The 26,500-nt window shown below is 43.7% G+C and carries 15 protein-coding genes; 5 read left to right on the top strand and 10 right to left on the bottom strand.

From position 1 onward, the window contains the following. Positions 1-112: 112 nt before the first annotated feature. Positions 113-2,962: a ligand-binding sensor domain-containing protein gene (locus I2F54_RS07975; RefSeq protein ID WP_229097153.1), complete on the top strand. Its 2,850-nt coding sequence runs from the start codon at positions 113-115 to the stop codon at positions 2,960-2,962. Between the two features lie 4 nt (positions 2,963-2,966). Here the strand turns inward: I2F54_RS07975 and I2F54_RS07970 are convergent, their stop codons facing one another. From I2F54_RS07970 to dapB, 4 genes are read right to left on the bottom strand one after another with little or no spacing between them, the layout of a single operon-like run. Continuing rightward, positions 2,967-3,599, bottom strand: a complete 633-nt coding sequence (locus I2F54_RS07970) for a WbqC family protein (RefSeq protein ID WP_195500922.1) — start codon at positions 3,597-3,599, stop codon at positions 2,967-2,969. A gap of 34 nt (positions 3,600-3,633) precedes the next feature. Further along, a complete protein-coding gene (gene lepB / locus I2F54_RS07965; protein WP_087426146.1) occupies positions 3,634-4,572 on the bottom strand; it encodes a signal peptidase I in 939 nt (312 codons plus the stop codon). Positions 4,573-4,606: 34 nt separating this feature from the next. Next, complete coding sequence (locus tag I2F54_RS07960) at positions 4,607-6,091, bottom strand: S26 family signal peptidase (RefSeq protein WP_195500921.1); 1,485 nt, start codon at positions 6,089-6,091, stop codon at positions 4,607-4,609. Between the two features lie 6 nt (positions 6,092-6,097). Next, a complete protein-coding gene (dapB, locus tag I2F54_RS07955; protein ID WP_009120227.1) occupies positions 6,098-6,862 on the bottom strand; it encodes a 4-hydroxy-tetrahydrodipicolinate reductase in 765 nt (254 codons plus the stop codon). Positions 6,863-6,958: 96 nt separating this feature from the next. Here dapB and I2F54_RS07950 point away from each other — a divergent pair, with 96 nt between their 5' ends. The 4 genes from I2F54_RS07950 to I2F54_RS07935 all read left to right on the top strand — a co-directional run bounded on the left by I2F54_RS07950 (position 6,959) and on the right by I2F54_RS07935 (position 13,461). Then, positions 6,959-8,233 carry a DUF2851 family protein gene (locus tag I2F54_RS07950; protein WP_195500920.1) on the top strand — a complete coding sequence of 425 codons (1,275 nt, stop codon included), beginning with the start codon at positions 6,959-6,961 and terminating at the stop codon, positions 8,231-8,233. A gap of 86 nt (positions 8,234-8,319) precedes the next feature. Next, on the top strand, positions 8,320-8,829 hold the full coding sequence (locus tag I2F54_RS07945; RefSeq protein ID WP_195500919.1) for a DUF4348 domain-containing protein: 510 nt from the start codon (positions 8,320-8,322) through the stop codon (positions 8,827-8,829). Positions 8,830-8,994: 165 nt separating this feature from the next. Then, positions 8,995-12,081 (top strand): chondroitinase family polysaccharide lyase, encoded by a 3,087-nt coding sequence (locus I2F54_RS07940; protein ID WP_195500918.1) that lies wholly within the window; start codon positions 8,995-8,997, stop codon positions 12,079-12,081. Positions 12,082-12,102: 21 nt separating this feature from the next. After that, entirely contained in the window at positions 12,103-13,461 is a 1,359-nt protein-coding gene (locus I2F54_RS07935) for a sulfatase family protein (RefSeq protein WP_195500917.1), read from the top strand. A gap of 63 nt (positions 13,462-13,524) precedes the next feature. Here I2F54_RS07935 and I2F54_RS07930 read toward each other — a convergent pair whose 3' ends face one another. The 6 genes from I2F54_RS07930 to I2F54_RS07905 all read right to left on the bottom strand — a co-directional run bounded on the left by I2F54_RS07930 (position 13,525) and on the right by I2F54_RS07905 (position 26,338). Further along, positions 13,525-14,475 carry a tRNA-dihydrouridine synthase family protein gene (locus I2F54_RS07930; protein ID WP_195500916.1) on the bottom strand — a complete coding sequence of 317 codons (951 nt, stop codon included), beginning with the start codon at positions 14,473-14,475 and terminating at the stop codon, positions 13,525-13,527. Positions 14,476-14,493: 18 nt separating this feature from the next. Next, positions 14,494-15,627 carry a glycoside hydrolase family protein gene (locus I2F54_RS07925; RefSeq protein ID WP_195500915.1) on the bottom strand — a complete coding sequence of 378 codons (1,134 nt, stop codon included), beginning with the start codon at positions 15,625-15,627 and terminating at the stop codon, positions 14,494-14,496. A 142-nt stretch (positions 15,628-15,769) separates the two neighbouring features. Then, a complete protein-coding gene (locus I2F54_RS07920) occupies positions 15,770-17,305 on the bottom strand; it encodes a RagB/SusD family nutrient uptake outer membrane protein (protein ID WP_195500914.1) in 1,536 nt (511 codons plus the stop codon). Between the two features lie 26 nt (positions 17,306-17,331). Further along, positions 17,332-20,424 carry a SusC/RagA family TonB-linked outer membrane protein gene (locus I2F54_RS07915; protein ID WP_195500913.1) on the bottom strand — a complete coding sequence of 1,031 codons (3,093 nt, stop codon included), beginning with the start codon at positions 20,422-20,424 and terminating at the stop codon, positions 17,332-17,334. A 171-nt stretch (positions 20,425-20,595) separates the two neighbouring features. Then, a complete protein-coding gene (locus tag I2F54_RS07910; protein WP_087426136.1) occupies positions 20,596-22,155 on the bottom strand; it encodes a sulfatase-like hydrolase/transferase in 1,560 nt (519 codons plus the stop codon). 112 nt (positions 22,156-22,267) lie between these two features. Further along, a complete protein-coding gene (locus I2F54_RS07905) occupies positions 22,268-26,338 on the bottom strand; it encodes a hybrid sensor histidine kinase/response regulator transcription factor (protein WP_195500912.1) in 4,071 nt (1,356 codons plus the stop codon). Between the last annotated feature and the right edge of the window lie 162 nt (positions 26,339-26,500).

Here is a 26,500-nt window from a genome sequence, read left to right as displayed (position 1 = left end):
TACGTCTGACTTCCCGATTTTTGAGTAGGTTATATGTTTTTACTTTATTTTATTGATAAGCTCTTTCTTTATTATTATTTTTGCTCTGTAGAAGTAAGACTAATCTAATATTATGAGGAGATTGATGTTTTTTTATATATTATTACTATTGTGCTTGCCGGCCAAAGCCAGTTGGCAACGTACGATTACAAATTATGCCCGTCATTCGTATAAGGCAGCCTCTCAGAATTGGATGATAATGCAGAGTAAAACCGGTTGGATGTATTTTGCCAACAACAAAGGATTGTTAGAGTTTGATGGAGTAAATTGGGCTGTTTACCCTATTCATAATGCAAAGATGCGTACTGTAAAAGCTGGAGAGGATGGACGTATTTATGTAGGCGGCCTTCAACAATTTGGTTATTTTGTTCCGAATAAATTAGGGCGTTTAGATTATGTTTGTCTTTCAGACAGTATTGATAAGCATATGATAGGTAATATATGGAATATACATATTGCTGGCAATAGAATATATTTTCAGTCAGATCATGCTATTTTTTATCTAGAGAAAGAACGTCTTCATCAAATAGCTTGTCGTGACATAATTTATTCTGCTTTGGTAGATAAACGTCTCTATGTAGCTGGAAATGGATTGTCAGTTTTAAATGGTGATACATTGTTGCAGTTACCGAATTCTACATCATATATAAATAATATGTCTAAAAGGATTGTTGGCATATTCCCTTATCAAAATAAACTCTTATTAGTGAGTAATCAGCATGGATTGTTTTTCTATGAGAATGGTACATTTGTTCCGTTTCGTTCGACCGCAGATGAATTCTTGAAAAAAAACCGGCTTCGCTGCGCTACGATGAAAGGGCCTTTATTAGCATTGGGAACAGTTCAGAATGGTTTGTTATTATTGAATTTGGATACAGGGAGTACCGAACATATTTCTACGCATAACGGTTTGCAAAATAAAGCTATACTTTCTTTGTTTTTTGATAGAGAAGAAAATCTTTGGTTGGGATTAGACAACGGCATCGATTGTGTTCATTTACATTCACCTGCTTTTCAAAATAGTACGCCAATAGGAAGTGGGTATACTTCATGTTTATATAAAAATAAGCTTTATTTAGGAACGAATCAAGGTGTTTTTATTGCAGATTATCCTTTAGGACTGAATAAAGAGCAAGAAATAAAGCCTCTTGAGGGAATGGTAGGGCAAATTTATTCATTATCTGTCTATGATGACAAGTTATTCTGTGCGGGAAGTAACTCTTTAGGAGTATTAGATGATAATGAATTTTATATTATACCCAATATACGTGGAGGATGGTGGGTGAAATCGTTACGGCTGAAAGATAAGCTATTAGTGGCTACCTATACTGGATTTTATATATTAAAGAAAGTTGGTACTCGCTGGCAGGTTGACAAAAAAGTGTCAGGGCGTATGTATTCTTCTAAAAGTCTATATATAGAGCCGTTGACCAATGCTTTGTGGACTGCCAATAAAGAAGGCGGGTTACATCGTATTCTTTTGTCTGTAGATGGAGATTCTATTATAAGGGAAAAATGCTATAACTTTGAAGAATTACCTGCGGGTGATAATGTATGTATAAATTCCATTAATCACGAGATTGTAATCGCATCTCGTCAAGGGCTCTTTCGTTATAATCAACTAAGAGATTGTTTAGAAAGATATGATTCTTTAGAGAATAAATTAGATGGTAGGACGGCCTATACATATATTATGCAGGATTCCTTACTGAATATTTGGTATACGGTAGATGGTGCACTTAAGTTACTACGATATGATTCCGGACAAAAGCAATACTATCGTAATGGGAATGAAGTTTATTTTAAAGATTGTTTGATAGAAGACTTTGAGGATATTAATGTCATATCTGAAGATGAAGCAATAATTGGCATGGAAGAAGGATTTTCCTCATTACATTTCAAACAGGAACGGATAAAAAAATACCCGTTGAACTTACAAATTAGATATGTATATTTACGAGGAGTGGAAGATTCTTTAATATATGGGCATAATTATCTTCCCCATAATAAGTATTTAAAGATTCCATATAAGCATAATTCTATTCGTATAGAGTATTGTGCTAATAATTATGATAAATCTATTGTTTTATTGTACTCTTGCAGATTGGAAGGACCATTCTCTGAGCCTTGGAGTCAATTCGGAGGAAGTACTACTAAAGAATATGCAGCTTTGCCCGAAGGGAAGTATACATTTTATGTTCGTACGAGTATCGATCAGAAAGAACCGGTAACAACATCTTTTTCTTTTGAGATATTACCGCCCTGGTATCGTACTTGGTGGAGTTATTTATTGTATGCTTGTCTTATAATACTAATGTTGTTTTATGTTTATCATAGACTTGTGCCCGGACGGAAACGTTTGCTTATGCAAAAAGAATTTGAACTTTATCGACAAAAACAAGAGTTTAAAAAAGAGAGCGATTTAAAAGATCAGAAAATTAATTCTTTAAAAGAAGAAAAATTACAGTCTGAATTACGATATAAGTCTGAGGAATTAATTCGTAGTACATTAAATATTGTACGGAAAAATGAAATGCTATTAGAAATCAAAAAAGAAGTGTTGGGCATTTCGCATTCTATCAGTGAAGAAAATCTTGTTTCATTGCGTCGTAAGGCACTTCGACTGTTGGGACAAATAGAGACGAATATTGAGCACGATGATGACTTGCAAGCCTTTCAAAGTACTTTTGATACGGTACATCATAATTTCTTTCAAAGGTTAGAAGCGGCTTATCCGGAATTGAACCATAAAGATAAAATGCTTTGTGCTTATATAAAGATGAATTTGCTTTCTAAAGAGATAGCTCCACTATTGAATATTTCTTTGCGTGGTGTGGAGATTAGTCGTTATCGTTTGCGCAAAAAATTAAATTTGGCAGAAGGAGAAAATTTAGCAGAGTTTTTGCAGAAGTTCTCAAAATAGTAACTTATTGATTACTTTGTTGTAGTATCAATAAACTTTCCGGTCCCATATTGAACAGCAAATCGATAATGCTCAGATTAGGCAGGAAACCGTGTCTTTCTTGGAATACCTGATAGTAAGGTTGCGGGGAGAAATCCGGGTCTTCCAGGCGGAAGTCTTTCTTAGGATGAATACGCTCGCGGAAGTCTGTTTCGCCGGGAGCAAACTCGGTTTTATATTCTGAAGTACGTTTCATGACGGGCTGTATATCTATCAGCGAACAGATGAGATGGCAGAGTTCTTCGTTGAAATCGGCTAAAAACTCATATCTCTTTTCATAAAAAGGGCGGAAGTCATCTTTGTAATATTCAAAGAACGGGGTATGGTTGTATGCTGATTCAATGGCATTCCAGTGTAAATGGCGCCAATTGCCATGGTCGGAGATGCGGATATCGCGCATCGGGCATTTTAAAGTGTCGGGCTTGACCGTAGGGATGGAAAGGGCGAGTGCTCCGTCCGGTGCGGCAATGGTGCAGCGGTTACGATACGTTTGTTTGGTATAATGGTCGTGCTGTTCGATATACACCTGGCCGTATGCCAACAACTTGGTGTAGTATTCAACCGGAGCCAGATAGGCGGAAGAAAGATAGACAGTCATTTAAATTGAGAATTAAGAATTAAATATTAAAAAATCATCTCACCCTTTTCCACATTCTGTCCCAACGGTAACCATTGAAAAGCCCCGTTTCCTGTTCTTTGGAAAACCATATAAGGGCTGCCTTACCGATAACATGGTCTTTGGGTACAAGGCCGAACAGGCGGGAGTCTGACAGATTTATGGAGTTGTTAGCGCTAACCCAATAGTAATCTTTCGTAAAATAACAATGCTGTACAGGTTTTCCATCTATGTATAATGTATCGTTTTTGATTTCCGCCCGTTTCTGTTCATGCAGTACCAGTGTGTTTCGCAGCAGTGTCATATTCCAGGGATATACGCGTACGGCTTTTCCTTTACCGGGAATAATGAGCGGTTTCAGTGCTTCAACGGAATCTTCTGTATCGGCGGGTTCTATCCAGTTATTGGCTCCTAAGGCCTGTTCCAATAAATAATATTCATATCGGCTGAAACTGCGTACATTCTTTGCCGTATCTTGCCCCAACAACGTGTTGGGGCGGATGGAAAGAATGGTGAGTAAGGAGTCCAGCTGCTTTTCTTTTTTTCGGGGATACATATAAAGATATTTCTGGTCGGGGGCATTCTTTTCCGAAGGAATTACGGAAAATAGCGAATCTACCAACAAAGTATCTCCCGGTACTCCCAAACAACGGCTGATGAATATTTCTCTTTGATCGATTGCTGCTTGTGAAAGGTTGGCGGGATTGTTGAATACAAGAATGTCGTCCTTGCGCACAGGCTTATCCGTCCAACGGTGATAACCCCATAAACTCATAAAAGGAAGCCGTAGCCCGTAGCTCCATTTGTTTACTAAGATACGTTCGCCGCGATACAGTGAATTCTCCATTCCCGAGGAAGGTATTAAATAGGAAGTCGCAACACAGCTCCGGAGTAATACCACTATCAGTATCACTCCTGTTATAGTAGCTGCAATCTTCCGGTTCCTTCCTCTCATGGTATGTACCAATCGCTAACTCTTAATTACTGTATCAATGTACCCATTTGAAGATTCGGTTCCAACGGATTTTTCCGTCGAACCAGCCGCGGTCTTTGTCTAACGACAGCCAAACGACGATAGGTTTGCCTACCACGTGGTCTTCCGGTACAAAGCCCCAATAACGGGAATCGAGAGAATTATGGCGGTTATCGCCCATCATCCAGTAATAATCCAGCTTGAAAGTGTAGGTATCCGTCTTTTCTCCGTTGATATAGATGCCGTCCGGTTTTTGTTCCAGTGTATTGCCTTCATAGGCAACGATACAACGTTCATAAACCGGTAAGTTGTCTTTGGTCAAGGTAATGGTAGCACCCTTTTCCGGTATCCATATAGGACCGTAGTTGTCTCGCGTCCACTTTGTATGGAGATTTTGCGGATACATCTGTCCCGATAGGTTTTCCGGTTCCATAACGATACGGCTGATCAACTTTTTGTTGCCGATAAGCGTATCGTACATTTTCTTGGTAAGAGGCAAGTGATAAACGGGAGTCAGCCTGCCTTGGGCATCACGGCGGTCCAGCCCCATCTGCATAAGCCCTTCCTCATAATTGAAGTCATCGGTCATCAATATCTGGTCGTCATTGCTGATTCCCAGTTCGCGGAACATATTTTCCGGTATGTACGGACCCGTGGTCTGCACAAAATAGTTGAGCTGCATATCTTCCGGATTCTCAATGGCTTTTCCATCGATATACACTTGTGTATCCTTTATCTGCAAGGTATCTCCCGGCAAACCGACGCAACGCTTTACATAATTCTCGCGGCGGTCCACTGGACGTACTACAATATCGCCATACATTTGCGGATTGGTACGGATCAGATTGCGACCGGCATTGTAGTAGAGGTCGTAGACGGTACGCTGCTGGTCGCGCGTCAGGCTGTCCATATTGATTTTATTGGGATATACGCGTTGTCCCTCCCTGTAAGCCAGACTGTAAAAGTCTTCTTGCTGCCTGTTGAGCGCTACCGTATCGCCTGCCGGAAAGTTGAACACGACAATATCGTTCAGCTTCACCTTTCCGAAGCCCGGTACGCGTTTATATTTCCATTGCGGCCATTCAATGTACGATTTGGTATTGAATATCGGCAGCGTATGTTGTGCCAGCGGCATGGAGAGCGGTGTATTCGGTACGCGCGGACCGTAACTCATCTTGCTTACGTAAAGGAAGTCGCCTACCAACAATGATTTCTCCAGGGAAGATGAAGGTATCTGATAGTTCTGGAATATGTAGATATTTACAAAGTAGACCGCTACCAATGCGAAAACAATGGCGTCCACCCAACTCATGATACCGCGTACTGCCGGATTCTTGGATTTCTTCCAAAATCCCCAAGGTATCTTTTTACTGATATAAATGTCAAATATGAAAGGAATGATAACCAGTCCCCACCAACTTTTTACCCAGACAAGGAAAATAAGATAAAGTAAGGTGATTATGCCGAACTTAATCCATTGGGCGCGTGTTGCTTTTCTCATACTACTTTAGTCTTTTAAAAATGGGAATAAATCGCTCATACCTAAGAAACCTTGTTTGCCGGCGGTATATTCTGCAGCCAATACGGCTCCTAAGGCAAAGCCGCTGCGGTTTTTGGCATCATGGGTGATGGTGATGCTGTCCGCCTCGGAATCATAGCGGATGCTGTGAATGCCCGGTACTTCTCCTTCGCGGATAGAGCTGACAGGCAGCTCGTCGGCTGCACATTCGGCAGAGCCCGATACGCTTCCGTCCGGTGCTTGCAGCGTGCCTTTCACCCAACGGTCTTTGCGGTCGAGGTTTTCCAAAATACCCTCGGCAAGGGTAATGGCAGTACCGCTTGGAGCGTCCAGCTTATGTATATGGTGCGTTTCGCTCATCGTTACGTCATAAGCGGGGAAACGGTTCATAATCTTTGCCAGGTATTTGTTGACAGCCGAGAATATGGCTACTCCCAAACTGAAGTTGGATGACCAGAACAGTGTCTTGCCGCCTTCGGTACAGAGTTTCCTGACCTCTTCGCCGTGCTCCTCCAGCCAGCCCGTACTGCCCGAAACCAATTTTACGCCGGCTTTGAAAGCTTTCATATAATTGTTATAGGCTACCATTGGATTGGTAAACTCTATGGCAACGTCGGCGCTCTTGAATGCGTCCGATTCAAAATCCTCCTGGTTATTGATATCGATGATGCTGACAATTTCGTGTCCGCGGCTCAAGGCGATTTTCTCAATCTCCTTGCCCATTTTTCCGTAACCGATTAGTGCTATTTTCATTGTTTCTTTGGTTTTTATTCAGTTTATCAACAAACTATACGTCGCAAAGGTAATCTTTTTCTTACATTTGTACACAACATTAACGTCTTGTTAACAATGGAACAATTGCTGCATTACGTCTGGAAGCATAAGATATTTCCTTTAATGCCACTCCAGACGACCTCCGGACAGCCGGTCGAAGTGATAGAACCCGGTTTGCCGAATACTGATGCAGGCCCCGACTTCTTTAACGCGAAATTAAAAATAGACGGTACGCTTTGGGTAGGTAACGTCGAGTTGCATACGCAGGCTTCGGACTGGTTTCGTCATGGACACGACCGGGATAAAGCCTACGATAATGTTATCCTGTATGTGGTGGGCGGTTCGGACTGCGAGGTGTATCATACGAACGGTGATATTGTTCCTCAGCTATTGTTGCGCTGCCCTGACAATGTCCGGCAGCGTTATGATGAGTTGCAACAGGCGGAGATATATCCTCCTTGCTATTCCATCCTTGCTTCCCTTCCGAAACTGACTGTTCATTCTTGGTTGTCGGCTTTGCAGGTAGAGCGTTTTGAACAGAAGGCGCAAGCCGTTATCGCACGCTTGGAACGTTGCAATAATCATTGGGAGGACGTATTTTTTATTACCCTTGCCCGTAATTTGGGTTTCGGGTTGAATGGTGATGCCTTTGAAGCATGGGCCAATCATCTGCCGTTCCGTGCGGTGGACAAACATCGGGACAGCCTTTTTCAGGTAGAGGCGTTCTTTTTAGGACAGGCGGGACTTTTGGAAGAAGATTTTCAAGAGGATAGTTACCATCAGAAACTTCGAAAAGAATTTCATTATTTGCAACATAAATTCGAATTGCCTGTACCTATGACCTGCGACTTGTGGAGTTTTCTGCGACTGCGTCCCGGTAATTTCCCTCATGTGCGTTTGGCGCAACTTGCCTGGTTGTATCATAAGGAACAGTCTTTGTTTTCACGCGTCATGGCGGCCGAAACGCCGGAAGATGTAAAGAAAATATTATCGGCGCAGACCTCAACTTATTGGGAAGAGCATTTCACATTTAAAAAGGCTTCGCCTCACCGGGAAAAACGGTTGGGGGAGAATGCCTTGAACCTTATTCTTATCAACACCGTCATACCTTTTCTTTATACTTACGGAATGCATAAGGTGGATAAGGAACTTTGCGAACGTGCTACCCGTTTCCTTGAAACGTTGAAAGCGGAGAATAATCATGTTACCCGCTTATGGAGCGGTGCAGGGTTGCCCGTCTATACAGCGGCGGACTCGCAAGCATTGCTTCAGCTCCAAAAGGAGTACTGTGACAAGAAAGATTGCCTGCATTGCCGTTTCGGATATGAGTATTTAAAGAGTCAGCGGTAGCATGATATAAATTCCTGTCGGCTTTTCATTGTAAATTCCTGACTTGTTGTATATTTGTACCCTGAATCGAAATAATTCGTATCTATATGAAGGCAATTTACTTTGTTTTTTGTCTGTGTACGGCGCTTATGTTCTCGACTGCCAACAGTCTGGCGGGCGGAGAGGATTTCAAGACGTTTCTCCGGAAATTCACGTCCAGCGCTTCATTTCAGTACTCCCGCATTAAGTTTCCTTTAAAATCTCCTATTGTTTTGTTGAAAGACGATGGTGAGACGGAGCAAACATTTCCTTTTACCCGCGATAAATGGGCATTGCTGGATAGCGAAACTCTGCAAGAGGGAAGGATTACGGAGGAGGAAGGGGGAATCTATATTTCCCGTTTCACCCGTGATGAACCGGCCCATAAAGAGTTTGAAGCGGGGTATGATGAGTCGGAACCTTCGCTTCGTGTTGTTTTTGAATTGATAGGTGGTAAATGGTACGTCACCGACTGCTATAACGATTGGTATAACTTTGATTTGCCTGTCAGCGAACTGGAAGAAACTGTCCGCACAATGCAGGAAGAAAATAAAAGCTTCGAGGAACTTCATCCCTAACTGATTAATTTTTGCTTTTGTACACAGAACAGTAATCGCTGTTCTGTACTTTGCAGGGAGAGGCTATAACATTTTTAGACCTCTTCTGTACGATTTATGCCCCTCTTTTTCCTGAAAGAGGGTTTTCTTTGTAAACGGTATTATAGTAACCTTAAATGAATAAATATGATGCAATTTAGTAAATGGACAATGGGAGTGGGGATGCTCCTTGGAACTTTATTGCCGGTAAGTGTAGAAGCTCAGGTAGTAAAGAACGAAAAACTACTTTCTTTTGAAGACCGGCAAATACCGGTGTTTATTTCGGGAACGGAATCCCGTTTAGAAATCAGTGACGAACATTATAAAGACGGTTTGCATAGTTTGAGCTGGACATTTAATCCGGGGGCTGTGCTCTCTATCAAAAAGGATTTGAAGTTCGAGAAGAAAGATCCTACCGGGAAGGATACCTATCTCTCCGCTTTCATTGTATGGGTGTACAATGAACAGGCACAAGACAAAAAGATAGAGTTTGAGTTTTTAAAGGACGGAAAGAAATGCACTTCTTTCCCGTTCGGAATCAACTTTACCGGTTGGCGTGCAGCGTGGGTATGTTATGAACGTGATATGGTGGGGACACCGGAAGAGGGGATGAACGAAATCCGTATTATTGCTCCCGATAGTGAAGGGAAGCTGTATTTGGATCATATCATACCCGCCAGCAAGGTGGATGCCCGCCAGCAGACGGCTGACGTGCAAGTCCCTTTTGTGAATAAGGGAACTACCAATCATTGGCTTGTTATTTACGAACATTCTTTATGGAAACCGGATATAGCCTTGACTCCGGTAAGCGATGTGCAGAAACAGGAAATGAGGGTGATAGAGAAACGCTTCAGAGATATGCTTTATACACCCGGCAAGTTGTCGGATAAGGAAATGGCGGCTATTCGTAAGCAATACGACTTCTACAAGATTACATATAGAAACGGTAAGGTGAGCGGTCTGCCTATCTTCATGGTACGTCAGTCGGAAGCTTACGAACGTATGATACCGGATTGGGATAAGGATATGTTTACCAAACTGGGCATGGAAATGGATGAATACTTCAAACTGATGAAGCGCATAGCCGTTGCTTATAACAATGCGACGGATGTCGCTATACAGAATGAGTTGAAGCAAAAGTTCCTCGCTATGTACGATCATATTACCGACCAGGGTGTGGCCTACGGCAGTTGCTGGGGAAATATCCACCACTACGGTTACAGCATGCGCGGTCTGTATGTGGCCTATTTCTTGATGAAAGAGGTATTGAATGAGGCCGGTAAGTTGAATGAAGCCGAACGTACCCTGCGCTGGTATGCCATCACTAACGAGGTTTATCCTAAACCTACCGTAAACGGTATAGATATAGACTCTTTCAATACGCAGACTCAAGGACGTATGGCAAGTATTCTGATTATGGAAGATACCCCGGAAAAACTGCAATATCTGCGTTCTTTCTCGCGCTGGTTGGATTATGGATGCCGGCCGGCTCAAGGTTTGTCCGGTTCTTTCAAGAAAGATGGGGCTTGTTTCCATCATCGTAACAACTATCCTGCCTATGCTGTTGGCGGCTTGGACGGGGCTACGAATATGATTTATCTGTTGAGCGGAACTGAGTTCAAGGTTTCCGAACTGGCACACTCCACGGTCAAGAATGTATTGCTCACGATGCGGTTTTATTGTAATTTGAAGCAATGGTCTCTTTCTATGTCCGGTCGTCACCCTAACGGAAAAGGAGAGCTGATACCTATTCAGTATGCCACTATGGCTATTGCCGGTACACCGGATGGCAAGCAGAAATACGATGCCGATATGGCGGCTGCCTATCTGCGTTTGACGGCTTATTCCAATACGTCGGATAAGGATGCCCCCGATTATTTGCCAAAGGCTTCTACCCGGCAGGAGTTGAAGATGAAAGAATTACTTGAAGCGCAAGGTTTTCGTCCTGAACCTGACCCGCAGGGTAATCTTGCATTAGGCTACGGTTGTGTTTCTGTACAGCGCCGGGATAATTGGGCGGCTGTCGTACGTGGACATTCCCGCTATTTGTGGGCTGCCGAGCATTATCTTCCTGCCAATTTTTACGGTCGTTATCTGGCGCATGGCAGTATGCAGATACTGACAGGCAAACCCGATGAAATGGTGACTTTTGCTACCGGTGGTTGGCAGGAGAATGGTTTTGATTGGAACCGTATTCCGGGTACGACGAGTATTCATCTGCCTTTTGAACAGTTGCGCGCCAACGTATTGAACGTGGACATCTATTCGGGTATGGAAGAAATGCTCTATTCCGATGAGGCTTTTGCCGGTGGCTTGTCCCAAGCGCGCTTGAACGGTAACTTCGGTATGAAATTGCACGAGCATGACAAGTACAATGGTTCGCATCGTGCTCGTAAGTCTTTCCACTTTTTTGATGGTACGATAGTATGTTTGGGTACAGACATTGAGAATACGAATGCAGAGTTTCCTACAGAGACTACCGTTTTCCAGTTAGCGGCTATTACTCCCGAAAACCATCAATACTGGAATAATTACAAGAGTGACGGGCAGACTTATATTGATCCGAACGGGGTAGGGTATTACCTTGCCAAAGCCTCTGTGGCAAGCGCGAAATATGAAAAGAATTTTCCGCAAGTTACCGTAGGAGAACGCAGTACGAAGCCTACTTCAGGCGATTGGGTTTCTTTGACGTTGCAACATGGCAAGGCTCCGAAGGGCGCTTCTTACGAATATGCCGTATTACCTCGTACGGATGCCGTTTCTTTGAAAGCATTTGCGAAGAAACCTTCTTATAAAGTTCTTCAGCAAGACCGTAATGCGCATATCGTTCGTTCACTGACGGATAATCTTACTTCTTATGTTTTGTTTGAAACTCCCCAAATGCTTCCAGCGGACGGTTTGTTACAAAAGGCGGATACTTCCTGCTTGGTCATGATTCGTGAGAATAAAGAGAAATTGTTACTGACTGTTTCTCAACCGGACTTGGCATTGTACCGTGGTCCGAGTGATGAGGCCTTTGATAAAGACGGCAAACGGATTGAACGGAGCATCTATTCACGTCCGTGGATTGATGATGAGAGTGGAGAAATTCCTGTAACCGTTACATTGAAAGGCTTGTGGCAAGTAGCGGAAACGCCGTATTGCAAACTTGTTTCAGCAGATAAAAAACAAACCGTGCTACGTTTTACATGTAAGGATGCGGCAAGTTTTGATGTAGAGTTATTACGTAAATAAACTTTAATCGGTTTCTTTACTATGACAGAATTAAAAAATATCATGTTGTGTGCAACCGCCTTTGCCCCTTCTCTGGTAGGGGCAAAGGACTTGCCGAATATCATCTATATTGTAACCGACCAGCAGACTGCTTCCGCCATGAGCTGTGTGGGGAATACGGATTTGCATACACCTAATATGGATTGCTTGGCACAGTCGGGAGTTCTGTTTAGGAATGCTTATTGTTCCGCTCCTTTGAGCGGACCTTCCAGAGCATCTATGTTTACAGGGTATACATCTCATGAGGTTGGTCTGTCCCGCAACAATGTACCTATGGCCGACTCCTTGCGTACCAATAGTTTAGGCTGGTTGATGCAACATGCCGGTTATGAATGTGCTTATGCCGGGAAATGGTACGTACATACTCCTTCTATGCCTGATAAAGAGTTCGGATTTTCTACTATTCATCCGCATAATGATAATGGACTGGCGGAGGCTGCCGTTTCTTTTCTTGGACAGAAACATTCCAAACCTTTCTTTTTGGTGGTAGGTTTTGATAATCCTCATAACATCTGTGAATATGCACGTAGTCAGAATCTGCCATTCGGTAACTTGCCTGAGCTTCCTCAAGATGAATGGCCCGGGCTACCGCTTAATTTTGCCCGTAATCCTTATGATGCCGATGTCATCGACTATGAGCAAACATTGAATTATCCGGCTTATCCTACCCGCCACTATTCTCCTGATGATTGGCGGCGTTACCGTAGTCTTTACTTTCGGTTGGTAGAGAAAGTAGATGCCGAGATTGGTAAGATTGTTGATGCTATTGATAGGCTGGGATTGTGGAAGAACACCGTGGTTATCTTTACGAGCGATCATGGTGACGGCGTAGGGGCGCATCATTGGAATCAGAAGTCGGCCTTATATGAAGAAGTGGTGAATATACCTTTGATAGTGACTCTTCCCGGAAAGCAAAATGCAGGTAAAGAGATGCCCCAACTCATTAATGGCGGCGTTGATTTCTTCGCTTCCGTATGTGATTGGGCAGGTATCTCTCTTCCCGGAAACTTACATGGCGTTTCTTTTAAGTCTTTAGTTGAAAGTGCTGATCCTCAGCAAGCACACCAGCCTTACGTAGTTACTGAAACAACATTCGATAAAGGTATTGCCCGTGGTTGGGCTTTGCGTACTTCACGTTATAAATATGTATTATATGATAAGGGGCTCTATCGTGAGCAACTTTATGATATGGTCAATGACCGCGGAGAAATGCGGAATTTAGCCATAGAAAAAAAGTATCAGAAGATTCTATTACAACATCGCGTTTATTTGAATGAGTGGATGAAGCTGCATCGTGTAGCCCAAATTCGTCCTGAGGTACATTTGATTCCGGGCATGTAAATCGGTAATGAACCCTAAAAGCCGGATAAAAACTTTTAGGGTTCATTGCTGATTCTGTTCGTTTTATTTGTATGAGGCGAGTAAACTGTCTACTGCCGCCTGGTAGTTGGCCAATTTACCGGTCTTGTGTATGACTTTCTTCGCTTTGCGATCACCATCGGGTAGCAAATATTCCCAAAAGCTTTTCATTTTCATTAATAACTGCATTTCACCGCCTTGCAGTTGCTCTTCATAGCTATTATACACTGCTGTATGCAGCTGTTTTACTTTAGCTGCCATTTCGCCGGGAGAAAGTTTCTTTCCTTGTCGATATTCCCATGCCAAGGCCGGGTTGGCGAGCAAGCCGCGTCCGATTACAAGCCCTGCCAGCTTCGGGAAACGTTCGGTAATAATCTGTATATCTTCTATTGTATGCAAGTCCCCATTATATAGCAAGGGTTTGTCGCATCCGTCATAAAAAGCCTCAAATCCGTTTAAATCCACCTCTCCTTTATATTGTTGTTTTCCCAAACGCGGGTGCAGAATGATGTGGGCCAGAGGGAGTGCGTTCAATAACGGTAAGAGCGCAATACATTCGCTGGCATTTTCCCAACCTAATCTAAGTTTGACGGAGAAACGGATCTGGGGATATTGTTCAATTGCGGCGGTAAGCAGGTCTTTTACTTCTTCGGGATATGGCAGCATGCCGGCACCGTTATGTCGTTTGGCTAACATGGGGAAAGGACATCCCAGATTGATATCTGCTTCTTGATAATTATGCTCGGTAAGAAGAGACATTATCTGCTCTAACTTATTGGGACACGACGCAATCAGTTGGGGAATCAAGTGTATGTTCCGGTTATTTTCCGGATGTATATCACGTGCGTCTTTCCGGCGTATTTCACCGTGCTCCACACGTACGAAAGGGGAATAATAGGTGTCTATTCCACCGAAAATGCGGGCATGGGCTTGCCGATAGGCTGCGTCTGTGTAGCCTTGAAGCGGAGCGAAATGAATGGGTAATAAATTGTTCATAAGGGCAAAGATACGCTTTTATTCCTTATCTTTAATAGGAATAACCATATTCCAGGAGCGCGATGCATTTTCGAATCCACCGGGACCATCCATGGTGGCGAAAAAGATATAAATGGGTTTCCCGTCTTCGAAAAGGATAAAAGGACGTTCCAATTGCCCTTGCATCTCTATCTTTCCATCTTCCCATTCCACACTGCGGGAATAGGCTTTGGGAGCTTTATCCACGGTCCATTGGATGCCATCCTTGGAATGTGCCATGACTCCACCGCCTTGTTCACCTGTAAATTTGGCTACGTGGTCTTTGAAGATGATATGATAACCGTTAGAATCTTTCCAAAGAAAAGGGTCTTCGGCCTCACCTTGGCCGTTTACTTCAAAGATAGGCTGGTTATTATTCAATACTTTGTACGGACCTTCTATTTGAGGAGCATAAGCTATTCCAAGGCTCATCGCTGAATGTTGATAGCCGTTGATGTAGCGGCGCCCTTTGAAAATCATGATTATCGATCCGTCTTCCTGTATGATAGGAGAGGGATTTGAGGTAAGAAAACTGTAGAATGTACCGGGTTGGGTCTTTAGGATTGGTTCGTCCAAACGTTTCCATGGTCCATAAGGAGAATCGGAAATAGCCAGCCCTATCCGTTTATTGGCGCGGGCGACCGTACACCAAGGGCTGTCCAGGGTAAGTTGGTCATATTCCGGCTCTGCAAACGGATGAGTGGAACCCATGTAAATAAGGTAATATTTGCCGTTTTGTTTTAAGATACGCGGGTTGTGTGTAGAATGTCCATCCCAATATTGTGCGCCGCGTGCGGGCAGAGCTACATCGCTAAAGTGGTAGGGTCCCTGTGGTACATCGGATACCGCATGTACAATCTCGGAGGCTACCATCCATCCCGGATGGAATGGCAATGTTTTAGGAAAGCGAGATACAAACATGTGGTATTTTCCGTCATCACCTTTTACCACCGAACTTCCCCAAACCCAATAGTCTTCAGACTCGAAAGCCGGTGTGCGGGATGCCTTATCCAAGTGATGAAATAAGCAGTTGCCGGATTCTTTTTTTAATTCCACCAGGTTTTCTATTTTTTGCGCAATTGCTGTTATAGATATACATATACAGCAAAGAAGGGATAAACCGTATTTTTTCATAAATGTGTATTGTTAGTGAGGATGTAAAGTTAGAAAAAAGGGAAGAATTTCACAACTCTTCCCTTTCTGCATGTTAAATTAATTAAGGTCTGTTTTTTTGATTACCGATATAAAAAATAAGGTTAGAAGTTTTGTGGTATAATTAGTATCCTGCATTGTTTGTCCAACCGGCAAGGTCTATTTGCTGGTAAGGTACAGGGAAGTAATAATGATGATTCGCATTGAAAAGAGAAGCATCCCATTCCTCGGCACGCACGTCTTTTACTTTCTCCAGACGAACCAGTTCGAACCAGCGTTTCATTTCAGCGAAGAATTCCCAACCACGTTCATTGGATACGGCTGTCAGGAAGGTAGCCGCATCGGTAGTCGTAGTTAATGCTATCCCTCTGTCCGGATAGTCTGCGCGTTTCTGTACTTCCTGAATCGCATTCAAAGCATCTGTACTAACCGTATTGGTTGCGCGTGTAGAAGCTTCGGCGTACATCAGGAGTACTTCGGCATAACGGTAGATACAGGTTATACCGTTTGCCTGCGCGCTTTTGCCGGGATCTCCTTCGTCATAATTGTAGTATTTGGAGATAGCGGGTAGCTTATCTGCGCTTTCAGTATAAGGAATTGTTTTAAGAATGTCTTTGCCATCCGGATCTTTTTTCCCGCTTTTTACGGGCCATTCCGTCATATAGTTCCAATCCTTGCGTGCATCCTCGGGATAACTCAGGAAGAAATCTTCGTCACCGTAGTAGTCAGACCAACCGGCGTTGGGAGCATAATCACTCGGATAATAAGATTTACCGTAATTACTTGCTATTTTATGCTTAGAGCTGTGTTGCAAGGCAAACATTACTTCGTTACTCTTCGTTTTGTTGGCTTCCAGCCATAAATCGGAATATTCGGTTGTCAGTTTAAGACCGGCGGTATTGGCGTTGTCTATGATATCTTTGGCCTCGGTTGCTGCCAGACCGTAATATTCGGTTCCTTTGTTCAAGGGCCATCCGGCCATTGTCATATAGACGTCGGCCAAGCAAGCTTTTGCAGCCCATTTGGAAGGTGTGGAGTTGTTACTGCGTCCTTTGTTAGGCAACCATTCCGCTGCAGTTTTAAGACTGGGAACAATGGCTTTGTCATAGATTTCGGCAACGGCAGTTCGTGGCATGGTAATGGTTATTTCATCGTTTTCCATCAACAAAGGTACGTCACCATACAAACGGGTTAAATAGAAATAAGAAAGACCGCGCATAAAGTAGGCTTCACCTAAAATCTCTTTGAATGCTTTGGCTTCCTCTTCTGTTGTCGGAATTGTTGTTCCTTTAATGATTTTATTGGAACTGCTGATAACTTTATAGAACAGTGTCCAGGTGGTTGAGAAATCAGCATCATTGGCCGTAAGATTAGGAGTTAATCTTCCGTAATATGCCAATTCGTTATTGGCTTTGGCCGCACGGTACGTAATGTCGTCCGCACATACGTTAAGACGTTGCAGGCGGCTGTTAAATCCGTAGTTACCTTGCCATAAATCGCTATAAAGAGCATCTGCGGCTTTTTGAAGACTTGCTTGGTCTATTGCAGTCCAATATTGTTCTTCTGTGATAAATGATTCTGGTTCTTGGGTAAGGTCTACACAAGAAGTCGTCAATAGCAAACTACCTGTGATTGCTGTTAAATATATTAATTTCTTCATATTAGTCTTATTTAGTAGGTTAATCATTAGAATGAGAAATTCAGACCGATCAAATAGTTACGGCTGTTAGGATAGGAACCCCAATCGACACCTTGTACCAAAGGACTGCCCATAGTAGCTTCCGGATCCAGTCCTGAGTAATTGGTAATATGGAATGGGTTTTGTACGGAAGCATATACACGCAGGTTTGTGATACCTAATGCACGGCAAGCTGTTTCCGGGAGAGTATAACCCAAAGTGATACTTTTCATTTTGATGAAACTGCCGTTTTCAACAAAGCGTGTGCTGAAGAAATCTTTATTTTCTGTTCCGCCGTTGACGAAACCCGGTATGTTGGTGTTGGTATTGGTAGGTGTCCAACGATTCAATAATTCGCGCATAGGCGTTACCCCGGCTACTTGTTGGCTCTTAATTAAGTTATATCCCATTTGGTGAGTGGCATTATAAATATCGAATCCGTGGAAACCTACAACGAAGAACGAGAAGTCAAAGTTCTTATAATTGAACGTATTGTTCCAACCCCAGTTAAAGGTCGGTTGTCCGCAACCTATAATTCCTTGGTCTGCGTCGTTGTAAACTCCGTCTTTGTTGATGTCTACATATTTGGAGTTACCCGGTTTTACTTTATAAACTTCACCGTTGGTCTTACCGTTTGTTTGTCCGTTGGCGTCTACGAAAGGAGCGTTTACTTCATCTTCCTGCCATATACCTGCGAATGTATAGCCCCAGAACGAACCTAATTTTTCTCCCTCAATCATCTGGAATATCTGGTTTTGATAGTTTCCGGCTTGTTGTTGGCGGTGGTTGGCTGTCGGAATCTTATTGAATGTACCTTTGTTGTGAGACAAAGTTAAGTCAGTGTGCCAATTGAATTCTTTACCGGTAAACGGATCTGCACTGATTGTAAATTCAACACCGGTGTTTTTGATTTCTCCCGCGTTGTCAAGAATAGAAGTATAACCCATGTGAGAAGGACGCGCTACTTCCAGCAGAATATCTTTGGATAATTTGCTGTACCAATCTGCGGTTAAGCGTATGCGGCCGTTGAGAATTCCGAAATCAATTCCTACATTGAATTGGTCGTTACGTTCCCATTTGAGGAAAGAAGCGGCCGGGCGGTCTATTTTATAAGCTGTGGCAGAGTTTCCACTTGCATTTGTTACAGTCACCGGAGCCATTTTGGAATAAATACGGTACGCTTCTACCGCCTGGTTTCCTACAGAACCATAGCCTAAACGAAGTTTCAATTGGTCGATAAAACTATTGTCTTTCAAGAAGCTTTCTTGTTTTAGATCCCAAGCCAATGCGGCAGAGGGGAAATAACTCCACTTGTCTTTCAAGCGTGAAGAACCGTCGGCGCGGATAGAGGCGGTAAGCATGTAACGGTTCATGAATACATAGTTGACGCGCAACATACCGGACATCAAGGTGTTGATTGTACGGTCGGATGCAATAGCTGCCAAATCTGATGCGGACCATGCCAGATTGTTGATGCCAATCATATCGATATAGTCTAAATTGTAGGCTGTACCGGTGTGGTTGTAGTTGTTATCATACGATTGTTCAAATACCGCCGTAGCGTTGATACGATGGTTTTCATTAAACTCTTTTACATAGCTTAGCGTGTTGGTGTTTAACCATGAAGTATTCCAGTAACTGCGTGCCTGTCCTTGCGTCAGACTATTCTTGTAAGAATAATAGCCTTGTTCGTTTTCTACTGATGTGTTCAGTCTGTTGTCGAAGAGTACACCCAATTGAGAACGGAAGCTCAAGCCATCTATAATGTCAAAATGAACATAGCCTTGTATGCGGTTATTTATAGTTTTGTTGGAATTGTCGGCTTCCCATATGTACCCCATCGGATTATATGCTTTACCGCCATCAAAGAAGTTGTTGTTATATTCTCCCTCTTCATTTTTAGGTTCGATGGTACTTGGAAAATACATACTTTGTTGTATCAATCCATCATATTCACTGATACGGGGCTTGCTTGTTTCGCGGTAGTGACCATACATATTCAAACCCGCTTTCAACCATTTCTTAATTTTGGTATCTACTTTTAAACGCCAGCTATAGATTTGGCTGCTTGATTCTTTAATGATACCTTGATCGTCTTGGTAACGGAGAGAGGCGAGAAATGTTGTTTTTTCACCACCGCCGGCAATAGAAAGTTCATAGTTTTGAGTAACGGCAGGACTGCGGAATATTTCTTTCGAGTAGTCAAAGCCTGCTTTTCCGGACTTGAAAGCCGCAAGTTGTTCCGGACTGTAATAATAATTATCTCCCTTACCGAAATATTCTTTTCCGTAATCATTTACTAAGTTGGCATATTCATAGGGAGATAGGTTGTCCGGATATTTGGCAACGGTTTTGATATTGGCGAATGCATTGAAAGATACGGTCAGTTTATCTTTTTCAGGATTTTTGGTGGTTACTAAAATAACACCGTTGGCACCGCGCGAACCATAAACAGCTGTTGCGGAAGCATCCTTCAATACTTCTATGGAAGCAATATCCGCAGGATTCAATGATTGAAGGGAACCACCGATGAAACCGTCGATAACAACCAACGGACCGGTTTCTGCGGTAATAGAGTTAATACCACGGACACGGATTGTATTGTCACCGCTCGGGTCACCGGAACCGGAGAGAACAGACACACCGGCCATACGTCCTTGGAGGGCATCGGATACGTTACCTGTCGGAGTACTCTTTAACGCATCTGCAGTTTTCACGGAAGCTACCGCGCCTGTCAAGTCGCTCTTGCGCTGAACGCCGTAACCTACTACTACAACTTCCTGCAGTAATTGGCTGTCTTCACTCAGTTTTACATTGATTTTTGTTTTTCCGGCTACTGCCACTTTTTGTGTCTGATAACCGATATACGAAAATACCAGAGTTGCGTTGGAAGGAACATTGGGTAAGCTATAATTACCGTCAATGTCCGTGATACATCCGTTGCTGGTTCCTTCCACTTGTATAGAGGCGCCGATGACCGGGCCCAGATTGTCACTTACTGTACCTGTTACTGTAATATTTTGCGCATTTGCTTGGGTGGCAAATAATACAAAAAGTAACATAATACCTAATGTCTTTAGTAGCTTAGATTTCTGTTTCATAAATATTAATTTAATTGGTTATTGAAAAAAGGTTGTTTTTTTAGTTGGATTTACTCGAATCAAAGTGAAAATCACCTCGCAAATGTATAGAGTATTTGAGGCGAAAACATTCACTAATTGTCCGCAAATAATCTGATTTCGTACATTATCTACGGACAGATTGAATTCCTGTTATTTGCTGTCCTGCTGTTCCTTCGCACCTTTTACTTCATTCAACAAAGCGGACAGTTCTTTCACCTTATCCGGATGAGCTTCGGCTATATTCTCCTTTTCTGAAGGATCGGTAGATAGATTATAGAGCTGAGGCTTAGGACTATTCCCCATTTCCATTTTTGTCCAATATTCCAAAGCGGGTTTATCGCTTGGCTCGATGTACTTCCAATTATTTTGAATGATGGATAGGGTGTTATTCAGGTTTTGTTGTACCACATAGTCACATCCGATGGTATCTGTGCCGAGGAAGTTGTTTAGCTGGTCACGGCTGTCGGGAGCTACACCTGCGGGAAGTTCATGATTTAACAGGGCTGCGAATGAGGCATACACATCAATCATGGAGAATAGCGCTTGTTGTTTGCCCGGTTTGATTCCATTCGGCCAGCGGACGATAAACGGAATACGGGTTCCGGCATCGAACGCGCTGTACTTGCCGCCGCGATAATGCTTCATGGGGGTATGTCCGTTCAGGAGCTCAAAGGCTTGGTCTTGATAGCCGTCGTCGATGACAGGGCCATTGTCGCTGCATAATACGAAGATTGTATTGTCGGCAATATTCAGGCTGTCGAGGGTATGCATAATTTCTCCGACAGTCCAATCCAGTTGCAGAATAACGTCACCGCGCGGACCTAAGCCGCTCTTTCCGGCAAAACGCGGATGAGGAACGCGGGGAACGTGCACATCCTGCGTGCCCATATACAGGAAGAACGGTTCGTTTTTATGTGAAACGATGAAATCTTTTGCTTTACCGGTAATGACATCCGCAATATCCTCATCCACCCAAAGAGCGGATTTTCCACCGGTCATCCAGCCAATGCGGGGGATACCGTTGACAATGGTGTTATTATGTCCCTGACTGGGTTTCATCTTTACCAATTCGGGGTTTTCAAGTCCGGTGGGCCAGTCGCCTACTTTATGGTCATAATTGACGGTGATGGGATCTTTGGGGTCAAGTCCTACAACATGCGCGTTTTCTACAAAAACACAGGGAACCCGGTCTACCGTAGCCGGGATAATAAACTCATAGTTGAAGCCGATATCCTGCGTGTTCGGCTTGATTTCATGGTTGAAATCCGTTCCGCCCTTAGGGCCTAATCCCAAGTGCCATTTGCCTACGGCTCCGGTGTAATAGCCTTCTTCTTTGAACATATCGGCCATTGTGACACAGGCTGTATCAATAATCAGTTCGGAGTTACCGGGGGCAATACCTGTATTTTCCTGTCTCCAGGGATACATGCCTGTCAGCAGTCCGAAGCGTGAGGGGGTACTTGTGGAAGAGGTGGCATACGCATTGGTAAACTGCATGCCTTGACCGGCAAGGCGGTCGATATTCGGAGTACTTACTTTAGTGGCGCCATAACAGCTAAGGTCGCCGATGCCTAAGTCGTCAGCGATAAGATAGATAACATTAGGCTTTTGGGGTTGGTCGTTCTTCGCCTCCTGTTTGGATGGGCTGCCACATCCTATCAGAAGGACCGTACTTGGAAGATACGGTAAAAGATTAGATAAATGTTTCATAGCCTTTGGACTTTAAAGTTTGATTCTGTGTCCAAAGATATGCGCTATCTTCCGGTCTGTGTGTATAAAGGAGTACACACGGAAGCATAAAAAGTACAAAAAGATACGCTCCTTACCTTCCGCTTGTTACTTCTTCCTCGTCTTTATCGGATTCTTCCCCCTTACGATAAGCCAGCGGACTGACATGATAGATGTCCTTAAAGCACTTACTGAAGTAGCGTGAGGAACTGAATCCTATCTTATCGGAAATTTCCGTAATGTTCAGCTCGGGATTGTTGCGCAGCATCAGAGCGCCTTTTTTCAAGCGGATAGTCAGTATAAAGTCGTTCGGGGTCTGTCCTGTAATCGCTTTTAGCTTGGTGAACAAATTGGTGCGCGCCATAGCCATTTCCCTGGCAAAGACGTTGACATTAAATTCCGTATCGTCCAGATGCTGCTCGATGATAGCCATGGCACGGTCCAGAATGTCTTTGTCAATCGGATTGGTGGCAAGCATTTGTGCGGCTGTTTGCGGCTGTTTGCTGAACTTTTCCTGCAAGAGGATGCGGGAGTTCACCAGATTGTTGCAACGGGATATCAGTAAGTTCGTGTGGAACGGTTTGGTGATATAATCGTCCGCGCCGATACGCAAGCCCTCGATATTCAACTCGACGGCGGTACGTGCGGTGAGCAATACCACAGGGATGTGACAGGTGTTAAAATCGCTCTTTATGAGCTTGCACAACTCTGTTCCCGACATTTTGGGCATAACCACATCGCTCACCACAATGCAAGGCATCTCACTGCGTACCAGCTGCCAGCCTTCTTCTCCGTTGGCGGCCGTCAATATCTGGTAGAATGGCTTAAAGATATTGGCGAGCATCTCGCGAATGGACTCATTGTCTTCTACAATCAACATTTTGGCATCCGGAATGCGTGTGATGGGCGCATTTTCTTCCAGTTCTGTTTTCAGGAAGGCATCTGTTTCCGGCTTGGGAATTTCAATCTGACGCACACAATCCGGGTTCCGGCTGATTTGTTCTTCCGTAAAGAGCTCATTGCCTAAGCGAAGTGTAACGATGAAACTCGTGCCCTTACCCAGCTCGCTTTCCACACGAATAGTACCATGATGTAATTCCACAATACCTTTGGTCAAAGCCAGTCCTATACCTGTACCGCTCTTGCCGGCATCGGTGGAGTTAATCGGGTCTATCTGATAAAAACGGTCGAATATCTTATCGATTTCCTTGGCATCGATACCGCTTCCCGTATCTTTCACGCGGATTACGACGTTGTTCTCTTCTTTCTTCACGCTGAGCGTAATGGTATCTTCCGCTTCCGTATGCTTGATGGCGTTGGATAAGAGGTTATTGATGACTTTCTGCATCTGCTTTTGGTCGTACCACACTTCCAGTTCATCGGTTCCTTTCTCGAAATTGAAGTTAATTTGCTTTGCGCTGGCATATTCAAGGAACAATAAATAGTTTTCATACAAGAAATTCACGATATTGTGCGGGCCGACTTTAATTTTCATATGCCCTTGTTCCTGCTTGCGGAAATCGAGCAATTCGGTGATTAGCTCACGTAGCTGGATACTGTTCTTATAGATACCCAATATTTTATTATAGATAGCGGGGGTGAAGTTCTGTAATTGCAGCAAAGTCTCCACCTGAGCCACGATAAGAGTCAGCGGAGTGCGGAACTCATGCGAGATGTTGGTGAAGAAGCGCAATTTGGACTGGTTCAGCGCTTCTACATCCTGAATATGCTTCTGTTCGTATTTCAAAGACTCACGCAGCTTGATTCTTGACTTGTAGGCGCGCACCGAATACCATAAAACCACTCCCGTTATGATAAAATATATAAAGTAGGCGAGCGTTGTTTTATAGTATGGCGGTAATACATGGATGATAAGCGGTACTTGCGGACAAAGGCTTTCATCTTTTCCTTCCGGTTTAATGAGCAGTTTGTAGGTGCCCGCATTCAAGTTGGTGTAAGTAATGGTATGCAGTCCGCGCGTGCTTGTCCATTCATTGGAAAAACCTTCCAGTTTGTAAATAATATCGTCTTTGTTGGCCGGAATGTAATTGGATGTGGCGAACTCTATGCTGAACATGGTCTGGTCTGCATCGAGAGTTATCTCTTCGGTATGGCACAAGGAGCGTTGCAGGATGCCGGTTTCGTCTCCTACATGGATTTCCTGCCCGTTGACGATGAGGCGTGAGAGGATAATCTTATAGGGTTTCGGGGTGAAGTTCAGCTCCATTTCGTGGAAAGAAATCATACCCTGTACACCACCCAGAAAAATCTCACCGTCACGGGTTACGCAGAGCGCGTTCTCATTGACGGCTGTCAGCGGGAAGCCGTTCTCGGCGCTGTAATTGTTAAAATCTTTATTCCGGTAATCAAAGATGGAAAAACCTTCGTTTGTGATGAGCAGCAATTTACCGCTGGTGGGAGATTCCTGCGTTTCATAGATACAGTCGCTGGCCAGGCCGTTTTTCCCCTTGTCGAAATTCTCGAAGTCATTGGTTTCAGGGCGGTATAAATCGAGGCCGCTACCGGAGGTGGAAAACCATAGGTTTCCTTTGCTGTCTTGTGTTATGTTGTTCACATTATTATTGCTGAGGCTGTTCGGATTGGCGGCATCATGACGGTAGTTCGTCAGTTTGCGGGTATCGAAACGATAGCTGAATACTCCCTCTCCGGTGGCGGCAATCCATAATGTACCTTCCGAGTCGAATACGACATCCGCTACCATTTTAATGGATTTTCCCTCTTTACTGTCTTTAAACAGTTGCCGGCATTGCCCGTTGGCGGGATTAAAGAGGCATACGCCGTTTTGCGTGGCAATAATCAGAAGGTCTTTGTAGGGGGTGATGTCGCGGATAATATCCGACGGGAGTGATTGCGGATTGTTCCCTTCCATGCGGTAATGGGTAAAATGTCCTGAACGTATATCCAGTTTGTTAAGACCGCCCAGATGAGTACCTATCCATATAATTTCTTTATCGGCGTCATAATAAAGCGCTTTCACATTATTATGCGAAATGCTGTTGCGCCCTTCCTGAGGACGGTACCATTTGAATTCGCGTGTGCGGCGGTTGTAATAATTCAGTCCGCCGCCCTCGGTACCTATCCACAGATTACCGTTTTTATCTTCGATGGTACGTCCTACAACCGGATTGCTCAACCCTTTCTTTTCGTTGGAGGAATAGGAGTAGCGGGTGTAGATTTCATATTCCGGATTGAAGTAGTTTACACCGCCGAAGTAAGTTCCCAGCCAGAGCGTACCTTGATTATCCTTTACGATGCACCAGATGGAAGAGTGGGTGAGGCCATCGGTCTGTATGTCATTGGCGGTGTGGTTCTGGAATAATCCGGTACTCTTGTTGTAGCGGTTCAGTCCGTTGAAAGTACCTATCCATATATTGCCCAGATTGTCCTCACAACAAGCTCGTACGAAGTTGGAAGAAAGGCTGTGCGGATTCTTGGCGTCGTACCTGAAGTTCTCGATTTTCCCGTCTGTTTTTACATGGAACAATCCTTCCTCCCAACTGCCAATCCAAAGTTCTCCTTCGCTGTCGCGATAGAAACTGGTGATATTCCCTTTTTTAATGGGGTGTGTCAGTTCTTTTTTATCTATGTCCAAGCGATACACGCCGTTGGTGGTAGTGCCCATCCATAAGTAACCTTTATAGATGTGCATGCAAATGATTTCCAGGTTTTCGCCGGGCAATTGATAGTAAAGGTCGAAATTGCCCGTCTCCTCGTTATAGCGGTAGACTTCATTTTTCTTACCGATGAAAAGGCCGTTATTGTAGTAAATGCTGCTGATATTACCTTGCAGCAAAGTTGTGAATTTCTGGGTGGAAAGGTTGAATTCGGCCACCCCCTCGGTGCAGAGCAGATAGATTCTTTCGTTGTGATTGCCTACAATGCGCGATACCGTATTACAGAAAAGGCTGTTGGGGTCATTCTTCCGTAGCTTGTAGGTTTTTATATCTTCTCCGTTGTAGCGGTTCAACCCTTCGCGCGTACCAATCCATAAAATTCCGTTTTCATCGACATACAGGCTGTTTACAGAGAACTGCGATAGTCCGTCGTCGGTGGTAAGATGATTGAAGGTGATGTTCTGCCCATGTACATTTGCGAAAGCCGCGCTCGCTAAAATGAAGAATAATCTGATGATAAGCTTCTGCACGTTGAGTTGTTTTTAAGGTTTCAGTCACAAATATAAGAATATTTTATACAAAGATTCTCATTTATTATTTGGATTTTGCGGTTATGTCTGCTTAAATGTATATTTTTGGATGTTCATCGAACAATAATAAACTTATTATATGTGGCAAAGAACGTATATTTG

This window comes from Bacteroides clarus, assembly GCF_015555825.1.
In the GTDB taxonomy this organism is placed as follows: domain Bacteria; phylum Bacteroidota; class Bacteroidia; order Bacteroidales; family Bacteroidaceae; genus Bacteroides; species Bacteroides clarus.
This window is presented reverse-complemented; position numbering and strand designations above follow the sequence as displayed.